Source organism: Neorhizobium sp. DAR64860/K0K1 (assembly GCF_050500205.1).
GTDB lineage: Bacteria > Pseudomonadota > Alphaproteobacteria > Rhizobiales > Rhizobiaceae > Neorhizobium > Neorhizobium soli.
In genome coordinates this window covers 3,292,501-3,306,853 of sequence record NZ_CP191459.1, presented here as the reverse complement: position 1 = coordinate 3,306,853, position 14,353 = coordinate 3,292,501, and the positions used below count along the sequence as shown (strand labels likewise).

The following is a 14,353-nucleotide window of genomic DNA, read 5'->3' as shown; positions in this document are numbered from 1 at the left end:
TTCAGGGCTTCCAGCGCAGGAAGTTGGAAATCAGGGCGAGGCCAAGTGTCTGGCTCTTTTCCGGATGGAATTGCGCCCCCACCATGTTGTCGCGTCCGACGAATGCCGTCATCGCGCCACCGTATTCGGTTGTGGCAATCACGTCGGAAGGGTTGGCGGCGGCCAGATGGTAGGAGTGCACGAAATAGGCGTGCAGCCCGTCCGGTCCGGTCGGAATGCCATCGAACAGAGGATGCGGGTTGACGAGCTCCAGCGTGTTCCAGCCGATCTGCGGGATCTTCAAGCCGGGATCGGACGGCGTCATCTCGACGACGTCGCCCTTGATCCAGCCGAACCCTTCGCTGGTGGTCTTTTCGAGCCCGCGCGAGGACATCAACTGCATGCCGACGCAGACCCCGAGGAAGGGCCGCGCCTTTGTCTCGACGGCTTCGATCAGCGCCTCGTGCATCCCCGAAACGGCATCAAGCCCCGCCCGGCAATCGGCATAGGCGCCAACGCCTGGAAGAACGACGCGGTCAGCCGAGGCGACGGCGTCAGGCTTGTCGGTAAGGTCGATTTCAGCGTCGATGCCGGCCTCGCGGGCGGCGCGTTCGAAAGCCTTGGTGGCGGATCGGAGATTGCCCGATCCGTAGTCGATGATTGCGACGCGCATCAGCGTGCTCCGTGATCGAAAAGTCCGGCGCCGGAACTCTGCCATCCGGCAGCGGCGGGGGAAGGGGTGTTCGTCTGTGGCGCCCATTCGGAAAGAGTAGGCATTGCGCTCGGTTCAGGCTGCGGCAGATTGGAGAAATACATCTGCTCGGCCGTGCTTCTGTCCTGCGCAAACACGACAGTTTCGAGCGTGTAGCCCCGGCGCTGCAGCGACTGCGAATAGAGATGCCGGCCTTCCAGCGCAACGATGAGGTTCATCGCAAAGCCGAGCAGCCAGCCGCCGATCGCGAAACCCGGCATGGTCGAAAGAACGCCGCTGCCGGTCTGGATGGCGAGTGCGACCGCGCCGGCGATCCACATCCGGTGCCAGAACAGCCAGATCCAGGAAAGCAGGAATGCCGGCCAGGAAAAGCCGTCCGGCATGATGATGGTGGAACGGTGCTCCCTGTCGGGGCCATTTTTCGGCGTCAGAACGAGATAGCTTCTCAAGGATGAAACTCCTGGAAGCGTCAGGCAAGCGTACCCTTGGTCGAAGGAACGCGATTGGCCTGCCGCGGATCGATTTCTGTCGCGATGCGCAACACGCGCGCCACGGATTTGAAGCAGGTCTCGGCGATATGATGGTTGTTGGCGCCGTAATGGTTGAGGATATGCAGCGTGATCCCGGCATTCTGGGCCAGCGCGTTGAAGAATTCCCGCACCAGTTCCGTATCGAACGTGCCGATCTTCGGGGCCGAGAACGAAACGTTCCAGACCAGGAACGGCCGGCCCGACACGTCGACCGCAGCCTTCGTCATCGTTTCGTCCATGGCGAGATCGAGCGAAGCATAGCGGGCAATGCCGCGCCGGTCGCCGAGCGCCTTGGAAATGGCCTGGCCAATCGCGATGCCGGTGTCTTCCACCGTATGGTGATCGTCGACATGCAGGTCGCCCTTCACGTCGATTTCCATGTCGATCAACGAATGGCGCGACAGCTGGTCCAGCATATGGTCGAAAAACCCGACGCCCGTCGAAATCTTTGACGTGCCGGTGCCGTCGAGATTCACGGAAACCGAAACGGAAGTCTCGTTGGTCTTGCGGGAAACGCTTCCCGTGCGTGTGGCTGTCGTATCGACCATCATGTCACCCATGCTTATTCTGCGCGCTCCATATCAGGCGGCAGATCAAATATCCAGCAAAAGCACGGCCGAAGCGCGGCCGGTACGCTGTGCCGTTTCGGCAAGATTGTATTCGGCGGATGCCCACTTACATAGGGCTCAACGGAGCCGCCATGAACGTCGCTGGGGCTCGCAATCGAAGGCGCCCTCCAGGGGCTTTTAGAGGTAGATGAAATGACAACGATTATTACGGTCCGAAAGGGCGGCAAGGTGGTAATGGCCGGTGACGGTCAGGTGAGCCTCGGCCAGACGGTGATGAAGGGCAATGCCCGCAAGGTGCGCCGCATCGGTAAGACCGGCGATGTGATTGCCGGTTTCGCAGGCGCCACGGCAGATGCCTTCACGCTTCTCGACCGCCTCGAAAAGAAGCTCGAGCAGTATCCCGGCCAGCTGATGCGCGCCGCCGTCGAACTTGCCAAGGATTGGCGCACCGACAAGTATCTGCGCAATCTCGAAGCGATGATGCTGGTTGCCGACAAGTCGATCACGCTCGCCGTCACCGGCAACGGCGATGTGCTGGAGCCCGAACACGGCACGATCGCCATCGGCTCCGGCGGAAACTACGCCTATGCGGCTGCCCGCGCGCTGATGGACACGGACATGTCGGCCGAAGAGGTTGCCCGCAAGGGGCTCGATATCGCGGCCGATATCTGCGTCTACACCAATCACAATCTCGTCGTCGAAACGCTCGACGCCGAATAACGCCATCCAAGCCAGAGGATCTCTCACGGGCCGGGCCTGACAGGACGGTTGACGAGGGACGCCAAGAGGAACTCATGACCAATTTTTCTCCCCGGGAAATCGTTTCCGAGCTCGACCGCCACATCATTGGCCAGCACGACGCCAAGCGCGCCGTGGCCATCGCGCTTCGAAACCGCTGGCGCCGTCACCAGCTCGATGAGAGCCTGCGCGACGAAGTCATGCCAAAGAACATCCTGATGATCGGGCCGACCGGCGTCGGCAAGACGGAAATTTCCCGTCGCCTCGCAAAGCTCGCGGGCGCTCCCTTCATCAAGGTGGAAGCCACCAAGTTCACCGAGGTCGGCTATGTCGGGCGTGACGTCGAACAGATCATCCGCGATCTCGTCGAGATCGGCATCGGCCTGATCCGTGAGAAGAAACGCACCGAAGTGCAGGCGAAGGCGCAGGCGAGCGCCGAGGAGCGCGTGCTCGATGCGCTCGTTGGATCGACGGCCTCTCCTGCCACCCGCGACAGTTTCCGCAAGCGCCTGCGCAGCGGCGAGCTTGACGAGAAGGAAATCGAGATCGAGGTGGCCGATACCAGTTCGGGCATGCCCGGCTTTGACATTCCCGGCATGCCGGGCGGCAATATCGGCGTTCTCAACCTCTCCGACATGTTCGGCAAGGCGATGGGTGGGCGCACCAAGAAGGTCAAAACCACGGTTGCCAAGTCCTACGGCGAACTGGTGCGCGACGAATCCGACAAGCTGATCGACAACGAGGTGATTCAGCGCGAAGCGGTGCGTTCGGTCGAGAATGACGGCATCGTGTTCCTCGACGAGATCGACAAGATCGCTGCCCGCGACGGCGGCATGGGTGCCGGTGTTTCACGTGAAGGCGTGCAGCGCGACCTGTTGCCGCTCGTCGAAGGCACCACGGTCTCGACCAAATACGGACCGGTAAAGACCGATCATATCCTGTTCATCGCATCAGGTGCCTTCCATGTGTCGAAGCCATCGGACCTTTTGCCGGAACTCCAGGGCCGTCTGCCGATCCGCGTCGAGCTGAAGCCGCTGACCAAGGAAGACTTCCGCCGCATCCTGACGGAAACCGAGGCAAGCTTGATCCGGCAGTACAAGGCGCTGATGGGCACGGAAGATCTTGCTCTCGACTTTACCGATGACGCGCTCGACGCGCTCGCCGATGTCGCGGTGCATCTGAATTCCACCGTCGAAAATATCGGTGCCCGCCGGTTGCAGACGGTGATGGAGCGCGTGCTGGACGAGATTTCCTTCACCGCGCCCGATCAGGGCGGCACGGCGATCACGATCGATGCCGAATATGTCCGCAAGCATGTCGGCGATCTCGCCAACGATACCGACCTGTCGCGTTACATCCTCTGACCTTGAATTCGTGGCAGCCGGGCAACGACCGGCTGCTGCTCGCCTTGGCAGTGACGCTATTTTGAATGCCACTCTCTCGACATTACAGCATCTCTTCACGTAAGGGTGACGCGCTTTCGTGATGCGCCGCTCTCCCCCGCCTGACTGTTTCGGCGTCTGGAGCGTTATCGGTGCAGACCGTAATTGGGACACGACAATTTTGAAACGCCTCCTGCTTGCATTTCTGATGACCGTCGCATGGACGGCCGCTTCCACGACCTACGCGGCCGCGGTGACCATCGTGCCGGAAGGCAACCGCAATACGGTGCAGCCGAAAGTGCCGGGTGCCTCCGTGCGCCGAACCCGCGCCGGTCGCACCACGTTCGACGACAAGTATGAAAAGATCCGCGATCTGCTCGCAACCGACAAGAAACTGATCGGCAAGATCAGATCTGCGGCAGCGGCCTACGGCTTCGATCCGATCCATATCGTCGGCGCGATCGTTGGCGAGCACACCTATAATGTCGATGCCTATGACCGGTTGCAGACCTATTACATCAAGGCTGCCGCCTATGCCGGCAACAGTTTCCGCTTCGGCTACGACGACGAATCGATCAAGGATTTTCTCGACCGCCCGCAATTTGCAAAATGCAGCACGGGGCTCGACTCCTACCGTCTCTGGACCTGCCGGGAAAATGTCTGGGAAGACGCTTTCCGTGGCCGCAAGGTCGATGGCAAGGCGTTTCCGGACAATCGTTTCAGCGCGGTCTTCTTCCAGCCCTTCTATGCCGGCCAGACCTTCGGCCTCGGCCAGCTCAATCCGCTGACGGCGATGATGTTTTCAGACACCGTCGCCCGCGTTTCCGGTTACCCGAAGCTGGACGAGAACAAGGCATCGGAAGTCTATGACGCGATCATGGACCCGGACAAATCGCTCGCCTACATGGCGGCGAACATCCGCCGTTCGATCGACGACTACAAGACGATTGCGAATGTCGATATCTCCCGCAATCCCGGCATCACAGCCACTCTCTATAACACCGGCGGCTCGGCACAACGGGCGGCAGCCTTGAGGGCGCGCGGCGGTTTGCCGGAAGAGAATTATTACGGCTGGCTGGTCAACGACAAGATCGCCGAGTTGAAATCGCTCTTCTGAGTTCTGATATGTTCTTCATCTCTTAAAGATGAGGACTCTTCATATGGACATGCGCCCCGAACCTTTCGTGCCACCGGCACCGGAGCCGCGCACCGTCCCGCCGTCGCGGCTGGAAGTCATCCGCACCGTGATGCGCAATCCCCTCGAACTGTGGGGAAAGCCGTCCTACACGCTTCCGTGGATAGAGACGAAGTTCCTCAAGGAACGCACCCTCATCGTCAACGATCCGGGCCTTATCCGGCACATTCTTGTCGATAATTCCGCCAATTACGAGATGTCGGAGATCCGCCAGCTCATCCTGCGGCCGATCCTGCGTGACGGGTTGCTGACGGCGGAAGGCCCTGTGTGGAAGCGCTCGCGCAAGGCGATGGCGCCGGTGTTCACACCGCGCCACTCCCGCGGCTTTGCCGGCCAGATGCTGGCGAAGTCTGAAGAATATGTCGAGAAGTATGAGGCGGATGGTCCTTCGGGCAGGGTCCACGACATCTCCGTCGACATGACGGAGCTTGCATTCGCGATCCTTTCCGAAACGCTGTTCTCCGGTGAGATTGTCACCGAGAGCGCGAAATTCTCCGATGACGTCGACAGCCTCCTGCATCGCATGGGCCGCGTCGATCCGATGGATCTTCTGCGCGCCCCGCCATGGGTGCCGCGCCTGACGCGGGTCGGTGGCCAGCGGGTGCTCGACAAGTTCCGCAAGGTTGTTTCCGATACCATGCTCCAGCGGCAAAAGCGGATCCGCGAGACGCCGGATGCCGTACCGCAGGATTTCCTGACGCTGCTGCTGCAGCTTGAAGGGCCGGAAGGCCTGACGATGGCCGAAATCGAAGACAATATCCTGACCTTCATCGGCGCCGGCCATGAAACGACGGCGAGGGCGCTCGCCTGGACGCTGTATTGCGTTGGCCAGTCGCCGCATGTGCGCGAAGCGATGGAAGCCGAAATCGACCTGGTCCTCGGCGAAGGAGCCGAACCGGTGGACTGGCTGGACAGGATGCCCTGGGTGAGGGCGGCTTTCGAGGAAGCGTTGCGGCTCTATCCTCCGGCGCCTTCCATCAACCGCGCGGCAATCCGGAACGATCGCTGGACCAGCCCAACGGGCGAAACCGTGACCATCGATGCCGGCGTGACAGTTCTCGTCATGCCATGGACGCTGCATCGGCATGAACTCTACTGGGAAAAGCCGCGTGCCTTCATGCCCGAACGCTTCCTTCCGGAAAACCGCGGCACCATCAATCGCTTCCAGTACCTGCCGTTCGGGGCGGGCCCACGCACCTGCATCGGTGCCGTCTTTGCCATGCAGGAAGCGGTGATCGCGCTTGCCGTGCTGATGAAGCGCTACCGGTTCGATGTGGTGCCGGGCACCAAAGTCTGGCCGGTACAGAAGCTCACCACCCAGCCGCAGGACGGAATACCGATGAAGGTGGTCCGTCGCTCCACGTGAAACACCGCTTGAGGGTGGTCCATATCGGTCAATGATTTCCTGGTCGATGGCATCGTCTGCGATTGACAGACAAGGTCTTGCGGGCAATCTGCATGTCACCAAAAAATCATACGGGAGGCGCGGCATGACTCGCATCGAAAAAAATGGACTGCAGATCGATCAGAAGCTGCACGACTTTCTGGTCACGGAAGCGCTTCCCGAGACCGGTGTCGATGCCGAGCATTTCTTCGCCGAGTTTTCCGCGATCGTCCATGACCTCGCGCCGAAGAACCGGGCGCTTCTCTCCAAGCGCGATGCGTTTCAGCTTGAGATCGACGAGTGGTACCGCAAGAACGGCGCGCCGAACGACCTTGCCGCCTATGAGGCCTTCCTCCGGGAGATCGGCTATCTTTTGCCCGAAGGTCCCGACTTTCACGTCTCGACGGAAAACGTCGATCCTGAGATCGCTGCGATCGCCGGCCCGCAGCTCGTCGTCCCCGTGATGAATGCACGCTACGCATTGAATGCCGCCAATGCCCGCTGGGGTTCGCTCTACGATGCTCTCTACGGCACCGATGCCATCCCGGAAGACGACGGCGCCGACAAGGGCAAGGGCTACAATCCGGTCCGCGGCAAGCAGGTGATCACCTGGGTGCGCGACTTCCTCGATCAGTCGGCTCCGCTTTCCGGCGCCAGCTGGAAGGATGCAGCCTCCTTCAAGGTGGAAGATGCCGCCCTGTTCGTGACGCTGTCGAACGGTGAGGTGACCGGCCTGACCGATCCGACCCAGTTTGCCGGCTACCTGGGCGAACCGAACCGGATCCTGCTCGTCCGCAACAACCTGCATGTCGAAATCGTCATCGATCCGGCAACGGCGATCGGCAAGGACGATCCGGCCCATATTTCCGATGTGCGAATCGAATCGGCGATCACCACAATCATGGACTGCGAAGATTCGGTCGCGGCTGTCGACGCCGAGGATAAGGTCGCCGTCTATCGCAACTGGCTTGGCCTGATGAAGGGCGATCTCTCGGAAGAGGTTGCCAAGGGTGGCAAGAGCTTCCTGCGCACGCTCAACCCGGATTTCGACTATACGGCGCCGAACGGTGCAACCGTCGAGGTCAAAGCCCGCTCGCTGATGCTCATCCGCAATGTCGGCCACCTCATGACCAACCCGGCCATTCTCGACCGCGACGGCCATGAAGTGCCCGAAGGCATCATGGATGCTGTCGTCACGGCGCTGATCGCCATCCACGACATCGGTCGCAAGGATGGCGGCATCACCGGCCGCCGCAAGAATTCGAAGCTTGGGTCCATGTATGTGGTCAAACCGAAGATGCACGGTCCTGAGGAAGTGGCCTTTGCAGCCGAGATCTTCACCCGTGTCGAACAGGCGCTCGGCCTTGCCGACAATGCCATGAAGATGGGCATCATGGACGAAGAGCGCCGCACCACGATCAACCTCAAGGAGGCGATCCGCGCCGCGAAGGAGCGCGTCGTCTTCATCAACACCGGCTTCCTCGACCGCACCGGCGACGAGATCCACACCTCGATGGAAGCCGGCCCGATGATCCGCAAGGGCGACATGAAGCAGGCGGCTTGGATTGCGGCCTATGAGAACTGGAATGTCGATATCGGTCTCGCCTGCGGGCTGTCCGGCCATGCACAGATCGGCAAGGGCATGTGGGCCATGCCGGATCTGATGGCGGCGATGCTGGAGCAGAAGATCGGTCACCCGAAAGCGGGCGCCAACACCGCCTGGGTCCCGTCGCCGACGGCCGCCACCCTGCATGCCACCCATTATCACAAGGTCGATGTGGCCGAGGTCCAGAAGGGGTTGAAGACCCGCACCCGGGCCAAACTCTCCGATATCCTGTCGGTGCCGGTCGCCTCGCGGCCGAACTGGACGCCGGAAGAAATCCAGCGCGAACTCGACAACAATGCGCAGGGCATTCTGGGCTACGTCGTGCGCTGGATCGACCAGGGCGTCGGCTGCTCCAAGGTGCCGGATATCAACGACATCGCACTGATGGAAGACCGGGCGACGCTGCGCATCTCGTCACAGCATATGGCCAACTGGCTGCACCACAAGCTCGTCACCGAAGAGCAGATCGTCGAGACGCTGAAGCGGATGGCGGCTGTGGTCGATGGCCAGAACGAAGGCGATCCGCTCTATACGCCGATGGCCCGTGACTTCGAAGCCTCGGTCGCCTTCCAGGCAGCGCTCGAACTGGTCCTCAAGGGCCGCGAACAGCCGAACGGTTATACCGAACCGGTGCTCCATCGCCGCAGACTGGAACTGAAAGCGCAAGCCGGCTGATCCAGCCCGTCGCTCAGACAACAAAAAAGCCGCCGGGAAATCCTCGGCGGCTTTTGCATTTGCAGGCGTTGAACCGTTACTGGATCACGACGACCTTGGTGTTGCGGCCCGGACGGACGCGGCTGTAGAGGTCGATCACGTCCTGGTTCATCAGACGGATGCAGCCCGACGAAGCGGCGGTGCCGATCGAGGCCCATTCCGGCGTTCCATGCAGGCGGAACAGTGTGTCCTGGCCCTTTTCGTTGAACAGATACATGGCGCGTGCACCAAGCGGGTTCGACAGACCGGGGCCCATGCCGTTTTCGACATAACGGGCGATGTCCGGCTTGCGCACTGCCATCTCCTTCGGCGGATGCCAGTTCGGCCATTCCTGCTTCCAGGCAACATAGGCTGTGCCCGACCATGCAAAGCCCTGCTTGCCGACGCCGATGCCGTAGCGCATCGCACGACCACCCGGCAGAATGAAATAGAGGTGGCGCTCGCGGGTGTTGACGATGACCGTTCCCGGCCGCTCATTCGTCTCGTAATTGACGACCTGGCGAACGAACTGAGGCTTCACCCGGTTGATTGGGATCGCCGGCAGGGTGTAACCTGCATCGGTGATCGACCCATACGAATCGGTAAAGATCTGCGCCGTCTCGATACGGACCGGAGCATCGGCCTGGGCGACCGTCCGGGGTGTGTCGGACGTGGTGGAGCAGCCGGCCAGGGCAGAGGTTGCCAACAGGCCGAGTGCGAGCATGCTGTTGCGAAAGCGCATGGATTTCTCTTGATGTACGAATCGATTGAAATGGGCGCTCAGGCGCCTTCGGACCCGTTATTTTCCATAGCGCAGCGCTTGGCAAGCGATAGCAGTGAGCCAGGGGATCGCGCTTCCACGAATGCAAAAGGCAATGTCCTTTTTGCAACATCCGTAACCCCCCGGAGGGGCTGTGACAGGTCAAGTGCATGACGATATTGAACATTGCCAATAATAACCCGCTCGTCGACGGCCGTCAGTCGTCGCGGGCCATGATGGTCCGCCGCGGCATGCAGATCCTGCTCCATGACATGCGGCATGCCATTCTTCCGGAAATGGCGCTTTCCAATGGTCGCCGCGCCGATCTGATTACAGTGTCGGAGAAGGGCGAGATCTGGATCATCGAGATCAAGACTTCCATCGAGGACTTCCGGGTGGATCGCAAATGGCCTGATTACCGCGCCTCCTGCGACCGGCTGTTCTTCGCCACCCACAAGGACGTTCCGCTCGAGATCTTTCCGGAAGATTGCGGCCTGTTCCTGTCCGATGGCTACGGCGCCCACCAGATGCGCGAGGCACCGGAACACAAGCTGGCGCCCGCATCGCGCAAATCGATCATGCTGAATTTCTCCCGCCTCGCCGCGCGAAGGCTGATGCTGGCCGAATGGGCGACCGGCAAAAGCTTCGACGACATCTGACCGGCGAGACTTACTTCGGTGCGCGCTTGGCAAGTATCCGCTGCAGCGTGCGCCGGTGCATGTTCAGCCGCCTTGCGGTTTCCGAAACATTGCGCTCGCAGGCCTCGTAGACGCGCTGGATATGTTCCCAGCGCACCCGATCGGCAGACATCGGGTTCTCGGGCACATCCGCCTTTTCGCCCGGGCGCTGCATCAAGGCGTTGAACACATCGTCCGCATCCGCAGGCTTGGACAGATAGTCGAGCGCTCCAAGCTTAACCGCTGTCACCGCGGTCGCGATATTGCCATAGCCGGTCAGCACCACGATCTTGGTGTCCGAACCGGACTTCTGGATGGCTTCGATCACGTCGAGACCGTTGCCGTCACCCAGCCGCAAATCGACCACGGCATATTTCGGCGGCCGGGCTTCGGCCTTGGCGATCCCTTCGGCGACCGATTCCGCTGCATCCACGATAAAGCCGCGGCTTTCCATGGCGCGCGCCAGACGCCGCAGGAACGGGCCATCGTCATCGACGAGCAGCAGGAACGGATCGTCTCCGAGCTGGGGATCGTCGAGGGCGGGCATGTTTTCAGAATTCGTATCCATCGTCTGTCTCCACGGACAACGGTCCGTTGCTGCACTTCAATATGGGTCGCGTTGGCAAAGCGGCCACTCATTTTATCGCCGGCCGGTCCATCAGGCTGCGCGGCCATTCGATCCGGATCCGGGCGCCTGCCTTGCCGGCATCGCGGTTGCCGAACTTGAGCGATGCCCCCGATCGCTCCAGCAGCGTCTTGGCGATGAAGAGCCCGAGCCCGAGCCCACCCGCGCTTTCGTCTTCGCGAGACCGCGTGGTCATATAGGGCTCGCCGATATGGGCGAGAATATCCGGCGCGTAACCCGGCCCGTCATCCTCGATCGTGATGGCAACCCGCGACGCCGTGTGTTCGGTGGTCACCGTGACCTTCTCTCTGGCATAATCGACGGCATTCTCGACGAGGTTGCCGAGACCATAGAGAATTGCCGGGTTGCGATTGCCGACCGGCTCGCCGGCAATGTCGCTTTTTTCGACGAGTTCCACATCGATGCCGAATTGCCGATGCGGCGCAATCACTTCTTCGATTAGCGACGACAGCGGCAGACGGCGCATATGCTCCTCGCTTTCGGTCGACAGCGATGTCAGCCGGCGCAGGATATCGCGGCAGCGCTCGCTCTGGCTGCGCAGCAAAAGCACGTCCTCGCGAAACCGGTCGTCTTCGCGCAGGTCGCGCAGCATTTCCTTGGCAACGACGCTGATCGTGGCAAGCGGCGTTCCAAGCTCGTGCGCGGCCGCTGCCGCCAGTCCGTCGAGCTGCGAGAGGTGCTTTTCCCGCTCCAGCACCAGTTCGGTCGCGGCCAGCGCATCCGCCAGCAGCGCCGCCTCGCTCGAGACGCGGTAGGCATAAAAGGCGGCAAACATCATCATCGAGGCGATCGCGCACCAGACGCCGATCTGCATCACCGGCTGCGTCTCCAGCGTCTGGCCCGCATACCAGGGCACGTCGAACGGCGAAAAGGCGATGGTGGTGGTGCAGATCAGGGCAAACACGATCAGCATGATCGAATGGCGCAAGGGTTGCGAGGCAAACGAAATGATCACCGGCACGCAGATCAGCGGCGCAAAGGGATTGGCAAGGCCACCGGTGATAAACAGGAGCGAGGCCATCTGCAGAAGATCGAAGCCCAGAAGCGCAATGACGGACCGCGGTCCGAGCCGATGCGTCGCGGGAAACCAGGCCGAGAGGGTGAGGTTTGCCACGGCAAGCGCCGCGATCAGGATTGCCGCCTCCATCAGGGGCAGCGGGAACTGCAGCACGAAGGCGACGATCACCACCGTTGCCGTCTGTCCGGCAACAGCAAGCCAGCGCAGCCGCACCAGCGTCTGCAGGCGCATCCGCCGGCTGGATCGGCTGCGCACCGCATCGGAAAGGGCGATGACGCCGCTTTCGCTGGTCGCCATCTCGTCGCCGGACATGTCTCTGGTCGCCATCTCTTCTATGTCCCGCTTTCCGCTTCGACTGTCACGACGCTTTTCATAGCGCGCCGCATCTCCTGGTCGCAGGCGGCATTCTGTCACGTCTGCCTATCATGTCCCGCGCGGTTTCGCCCGCGCCGTCGGCAGAGCTTCTGCCGGATCTTCCGGCCACGGATGTTTCGGATAGCGTCCGCGCATGTCGGCGCGCACATCCTTCCACGATCCTGACCAGAAACCGGGCAGGTCTCTTGTCGTCTGGATCGGCCGGTGCGCCGGCGATGTAAGTTCGAGCAGCAGCGGCAGGCGCCCGCCGGCCACGGCCGGATGGGTCTTCAGTCCGAACAGTTCCTGAACCCGGATCGACAGGGTCGGCTCGTCTCCATCATAGCGGATCGGATGGCGCTGCCCGGTCGGCGCTTCGAAATGCGTCGGCGCCAGGCGTCCCAGATCCTGCAGGATGTCGTAGGGAACAAGCGAGCGCAGCCCTTCTGAAAGACTGCCGGGCTGGATCGCGTCGATGCCGGAGGCCTGGCCCTGAAACGGAACGAACCATTCGGCAAGCCGATCAAGGAGTGCTGCGTCATCCATGTCAGGCCAGGGCGCCCCGATCGTCCGGTAAAGAAAGCCCAGCCTCTCGCGCAGCTGCGCGCCGTCCTTGGAAAACGGCAGGACCTGAAGGCCCAGCTCCCGCACACCCTCGGCAAGTGCCAAGGCTGCGGCTTCGCCCGTCTTGCGTGGCAGCGGCTTTTCCTCGAACACGATCGCACCGAGCCGCGTCACCTTGCGGGCCCGCAGCTTCAGGCTCTGGCGGTCAAATACCGTCTCATCCTGGCGCACGATCAGATCGTCGAGCTCGGCCTCGATCTCGGCACGACTGGTTTCTGCTGCTGCAAGGATCCGCGCTTTGACGGCCCGCCCGGAAAGATCGGCGATAACAAGCATGGATGCACCGGCAAGCCGCTCGGTTTCGGGCAGTTCCGCCCCGCGGCCGTTTGCCATCACGAACCGGCCACGCCCGCCGCGCTGGATCGCCACCCGGTCCGGATAGGCGTGCAGCAGAAGCTGGCCGGCTGTCGCTGGCAAACCCGGTTGCGCATTGCGGGGAAGGCCGGAAGCGATGCGGTCCGCAAGCCGCCTTGCCGCGTCGGCGCGCTCGCCTTTCTCATTGCGGAAACGTCGCAGCCTCTCGTCGAGGTCCACATCCGATCCGCCAAGCCCCTGTTCGGTCAGGAGCACTGCCAGCAGGCAAGCCTGACGGCCATGGCCGTCGTCTGCCGCCGAAATCGTCATCGCCGCAAGCCGCGGCGGCAGCGCCATGTCGCGCATGGTCTTGCCGCGCGCTGTCAGCCGACCCTGCTCATCGAAGGCCCCGAGCTGGGTGAGAAGGCTTTTCGCTTCCTTGAAGGCGGCCGCAGGCGGCGGATCGAGAAACGCCAGCGATGCCGGATCCTCCACGCCCCAATGGGCAAGGTCGAGGACGAGGCTAGAGAGATCGCTCGCGAGGATCTGCGGTGGCGTGAATGCCGGCAGGGCCGCGGTCTGGCCGGGATGCCACAGACGGATGGCGATACCCGGTTCGGTTCGCCCGGCACGTCCGGCCCGCTGATCCGCCGAAGCGCGCGAGGCCCGCACGTTCTCCAGTCTGGTAATGCCCGTCGAGGCCTCGAACACCGGCAGCCGCTGCAAACCGCTGTCGATCACGAGACGCACCCCGTCGATGGTGATCGACGTTTCAGCGATCGAGGTCGCAAGCACGATCTTGCGCTGTCCGGCCGGGCAGGGCCGGATCGCCAGATCCTGATCCCGCTGCGAAAGATTGCCGTAAAGCGGCACCACCCGCGTTTCAGGCCCGAAACGTCCTTGCAGTCGCTCAGCCGTGCGCAGGATTTCCGCCTGGCCCGGCAGAAACGCAAGGATGGATCCGGTTTCCGAACGGTGCGCTTCGATGATCGCGCGCGAGACCGTATCCTCGATCCGCTCGCCGCTAGGCCTGTCCTGATGGCGAATCTCGATCGGATGGCCTCGTCCCTCGCTGACGATGACAGGCGGATCGGAAAGAAGCCCGGCAACGCGCTCCACATCGAGCGTTGCCGACATCACGAGGATGCGAAGGTCTTCCCGCAGCGCCGACTGGACATCGAGCGCAAGCGCC

The 14,353-nt window shown here is 62.0% G+C and carries 13 protein-coding genes (1 of these 13 cut by a window edge); 6 read left to right on the top strand and 7 right to left on the bottom strand.

From position 1 onward, the window contains the following. Nucleotide 1: 1 nt before the first annotated feature. From hisH to hisB, 3 genes are read right to left on the bottom strand one after another with little or no spacing between them, the layout of a single operon-like run. A complete protein-coding gene (hisH, locus tag ACQY1J_RS20640; RefSeq protein ID WP_062463007.1) occupies nucleotides 2-652 on the bottom strand; it encodes an imidazole glycerol phosphate synthase subunit HisH in 651 nt (216 codons plus the stop codon). Next, nucleotides 652-1,140, bottom strand: a complete 489-nt coding sequence (locus ACQY1J_RS20635) for a DUF2628 domain-containing protein (protein WP_430250723.1) — start codon at nucleotides 1,138-1,140, stop codon at nucleotides 652-654. The genes hisH and ACQY1J_RS20635 overlap by 1 nt, the downstream gene beginning before the upstream one ends. A gap of 20 nt (nucleotides 1,141-1,160) precedes the next feature. Further along, nucleotides 1,161-1,769 (bottom strand): imidazoleglycerol-phosphate dehydratase HisB, encoded by a 609-nt coding sequence (gene hisB, locus ACQY1J_RS20630; protein ID WP_113110002.1) that lies wholly within the window; start codon nucleotides 1,767-1,769, stop codon nucleotides 1,161-1,163. A 213-nt stretch (nucleotides 1,770-1,982) separates the two neighbouring features. On the opposite strand from hisB, the gene hslV reads away from it, so the two are divergent. The 5 genes from hslV to ACQY1J_RS20605 all read left to right on the top strand — a co-directional run bounded on the left by hslV (nucleotide 1,983) and on the right by ACQY1J_RS20605 (nucleotide 8,770). Next, nucleotides 1,983-2,510, top strand: a complete 528-nt coding sequence (gene hslV, locus ACQY1J_RS20625) for an ATP-dependent protease subunit HslV (RefSeq protein WP_062463013.1) — start codon at nucleotides 1,983-1,985, stop codon at nucleotides 2,508-2,510. Nucleotides 2,511-2,584: 74 nt separating this feature from the next. Next, nucleotides 2,585-3,892: an ATP-dependent protease ATPase subunit HslU gene (gene hslU / locus ACQY1J_RS20620; protein ID WP_062577159.1), complete on the top strand. Its 1,308-nt coding sequence runs from the start codon at nucleotides 2,585-2,587 to the stop codon at nucleotides 3,890-3,892. Nucleotides 3,893-4,091: 199 nt separating this feature from the next. Further along, nucleotides 4,092-5,027 (top strand): DUF1402 family protein, encoded by a 936-nt coding sequence (locus ACQY1J_RS20615; protein WP_062463019.1) that lies wholly within the window; start codon nucleotides 4,092-4,094, stop codon nucleotides 5,025-5,027. 43 nt (nucleotides 5,028-5,070) lie between these two features. Further along, on the top strand, nucleotides 5,071-6,471 hold the full coding sequence (locus ACQY1J_RS20610) for a cytochrome P450 (protein ID WP_430250722.1): 1,401 nt from the start codon (nucleotides 5,071-5,073) through the stop codon (nucleotides 6,469-6,471). A 124-nt stretch (nucleotides 6,472-6,595) separates the two neighbouring features. Beyond that, nucleotides 6,596-8,770, top strand: a complete 2,175-nt coding sequence (locus ACQY1J_RS20605; RefSeq protein ID WP_430250721.1) for a malate synthase G — start codon at nucleotides 6,596-6,598, stop codon at nucleotides 8,768-8,770. Between the two features lie 76 nt (nucleotides 8,771-8,846). Here ACQY1J_RS20605 and ACQY1J_RS20600 read toward each other — a convergent pair whose 3' ends face one another. Beyond that, nucleotides 8,847-9,530, bottom strand: a complete 684-nt coding sequence (locus ACQY1J_RS20600; protein WP_062577163.1) for a L,D-transpeptidase — start codon at nucleotides 9,528-9,530, stop codon at nucleotides 8,847-8,849. A gap of 188 nt (nucleotides 9,531-9,718) precedes the next feature. On the opposite strand from ACQY1J_RS20600, the gene ACQY1J_RS20595 reads away from it, so the two are divergent. Beyond that, a complete protein-coding gene (locus tag ACQY1J_RS20595; RefSeq protein WP_430250720.1) occupies nucleotides 9,719-10,207 on the top strand; it encodes an MmcB family DNA repair protein in 489 nt (162 codons plus the stop codon). Nucleotides 10,208-10,217: 10 nt separating this feature from the next. Here ACQY1J_RS20595 and ACQY1J_RS20590 read toward each other — a convergent pair whose 3' ends face one another. The 3 genes from ACQY1J_RS20590 to hrpB form a co-directional block, all read right to left on the bottom strand. Continuing rightward, nucleotides 10,218-10,793 carry an ActR/PrrA/RegA family redox response regulator transcription factor gene (locus ACQY1J_RS20590; RefSeq protein ID WP_113109941.1) on the bottom strand — a complete coding sequence of 192 codons (576 nt, stop codon included), beginning with the start codon at nucleotides 10,791-10,793 and terminating at the stop codon, nucleotides 10,218-10,220. A gap of 67 nt (nucleotides 10,794-10,860) precedes the next feature. Next, nucleotides 10,861-12,186 carry an ActS/PrrB/RegB family redox-sensitive histidine kinase gene (locus tag ACQY1J_RS20585; RefSeq protein WP_209903605.1) on the bottom strand — a complete coding sequence of 442 codons (1,326 nt, stop codon included), beginning with the start codon at nucleotides 12,184-12,186 and terminating at the stop codon, nucleotides 10,861-10,863. 126 nt (nucleotides 12,187-12,312) lie between these two features. After that, nucleotides 12,313-14,353: the 3' portion of an ATP-dependent helicase HrpB gene (gene hrpB, locus ACQY1J_RS20580; RefSeq protein ID WP_430250719.1), read on the bottom strand. The gene runs 458 nt beyond the window's last position; only the last 2,041 of its 2,499 coding nucleotides appear in the window; its start codon lies beyond the right edge, outside the window; its stop codon occupies nucleotides 12,313-12,315.

What these genes read in the sequence shown, in the direction of transcription:
- hslU (WP_062577159.1), top strand. Translation starts at nt 2,585, where the DNA reads ATGACCAATTTTTCTCCCCGGGAAATCGTTTCCGAGCTCGACCGCCAC.
- ACQY1J_RS20585 (WP_209903605.1), bottom strand. Translation starts at nt 12,186, where the DNA reads ATGGCGACCAGCGAAAGCGGCGTCATCGCCCTTTCCGATGCGGTGCGC.
- ACQY1J_RS20595 (WP_430250720.1), top strand. Translation starts at nt 9,719, where the DNA reads ATGACGATATTGAACATTGCCAATAATAACCCGCTCGTCGACGGCCGT.
- ACQY1J_RS20600 (WP_062577163.1), bottom strand. Translation starts at nt 9,530, where the DNA reads ATGCGCTTTCGCAACAGCATGCTCGCACTCGGCCTGTTGGCAACCTCT.
- hisH (WP_062463007.1), bottom strand. Translation starts at nt 652, where the DNA reads ATGCGCGTCGCAATCATCGACTACGGATCGGGCAATCTCCGATCCGCC.
- ACQY1J_RS20605 (WP_430250721.1), top strand. Translation starts at nt 6,596, where the DNA reads ATGACTCGCATCGAAAAAAATGGACTGCAGATCGATCAGAAGCTGCAC.
- ACQY1J_RS20610 (WP_430250722.1), top strand. Translation starts at nt 5,071, where the DNA reads ATGGACATGCGCCCCGAACCTTTCGTGCCACCGGCACCGGAGCCGCGC.
- hisB (WP_113110002.1), bottom strand. Translation starts at nt 1,769, where the DNA reads ATGGTCGATACGACAGCCACACGCACGGGAAGCGTTTCCCGCAAGACC.
- ACQY1J_RS20590 (WP_113109941.1), bottom strand. Translation starts at nt 10,793, where the DNA reads ATGGATACGAATTCTGAAAACATGCCCGCCCTCGACGATCCCCAGCTC.
- hslV (WP_062463013.1), top strand. Translation starts at nt 1,983, where the DNA reads ATGACAACGATTATTACGGTCCGAAAGGGCGGCAAGGTGGTAATGGCC.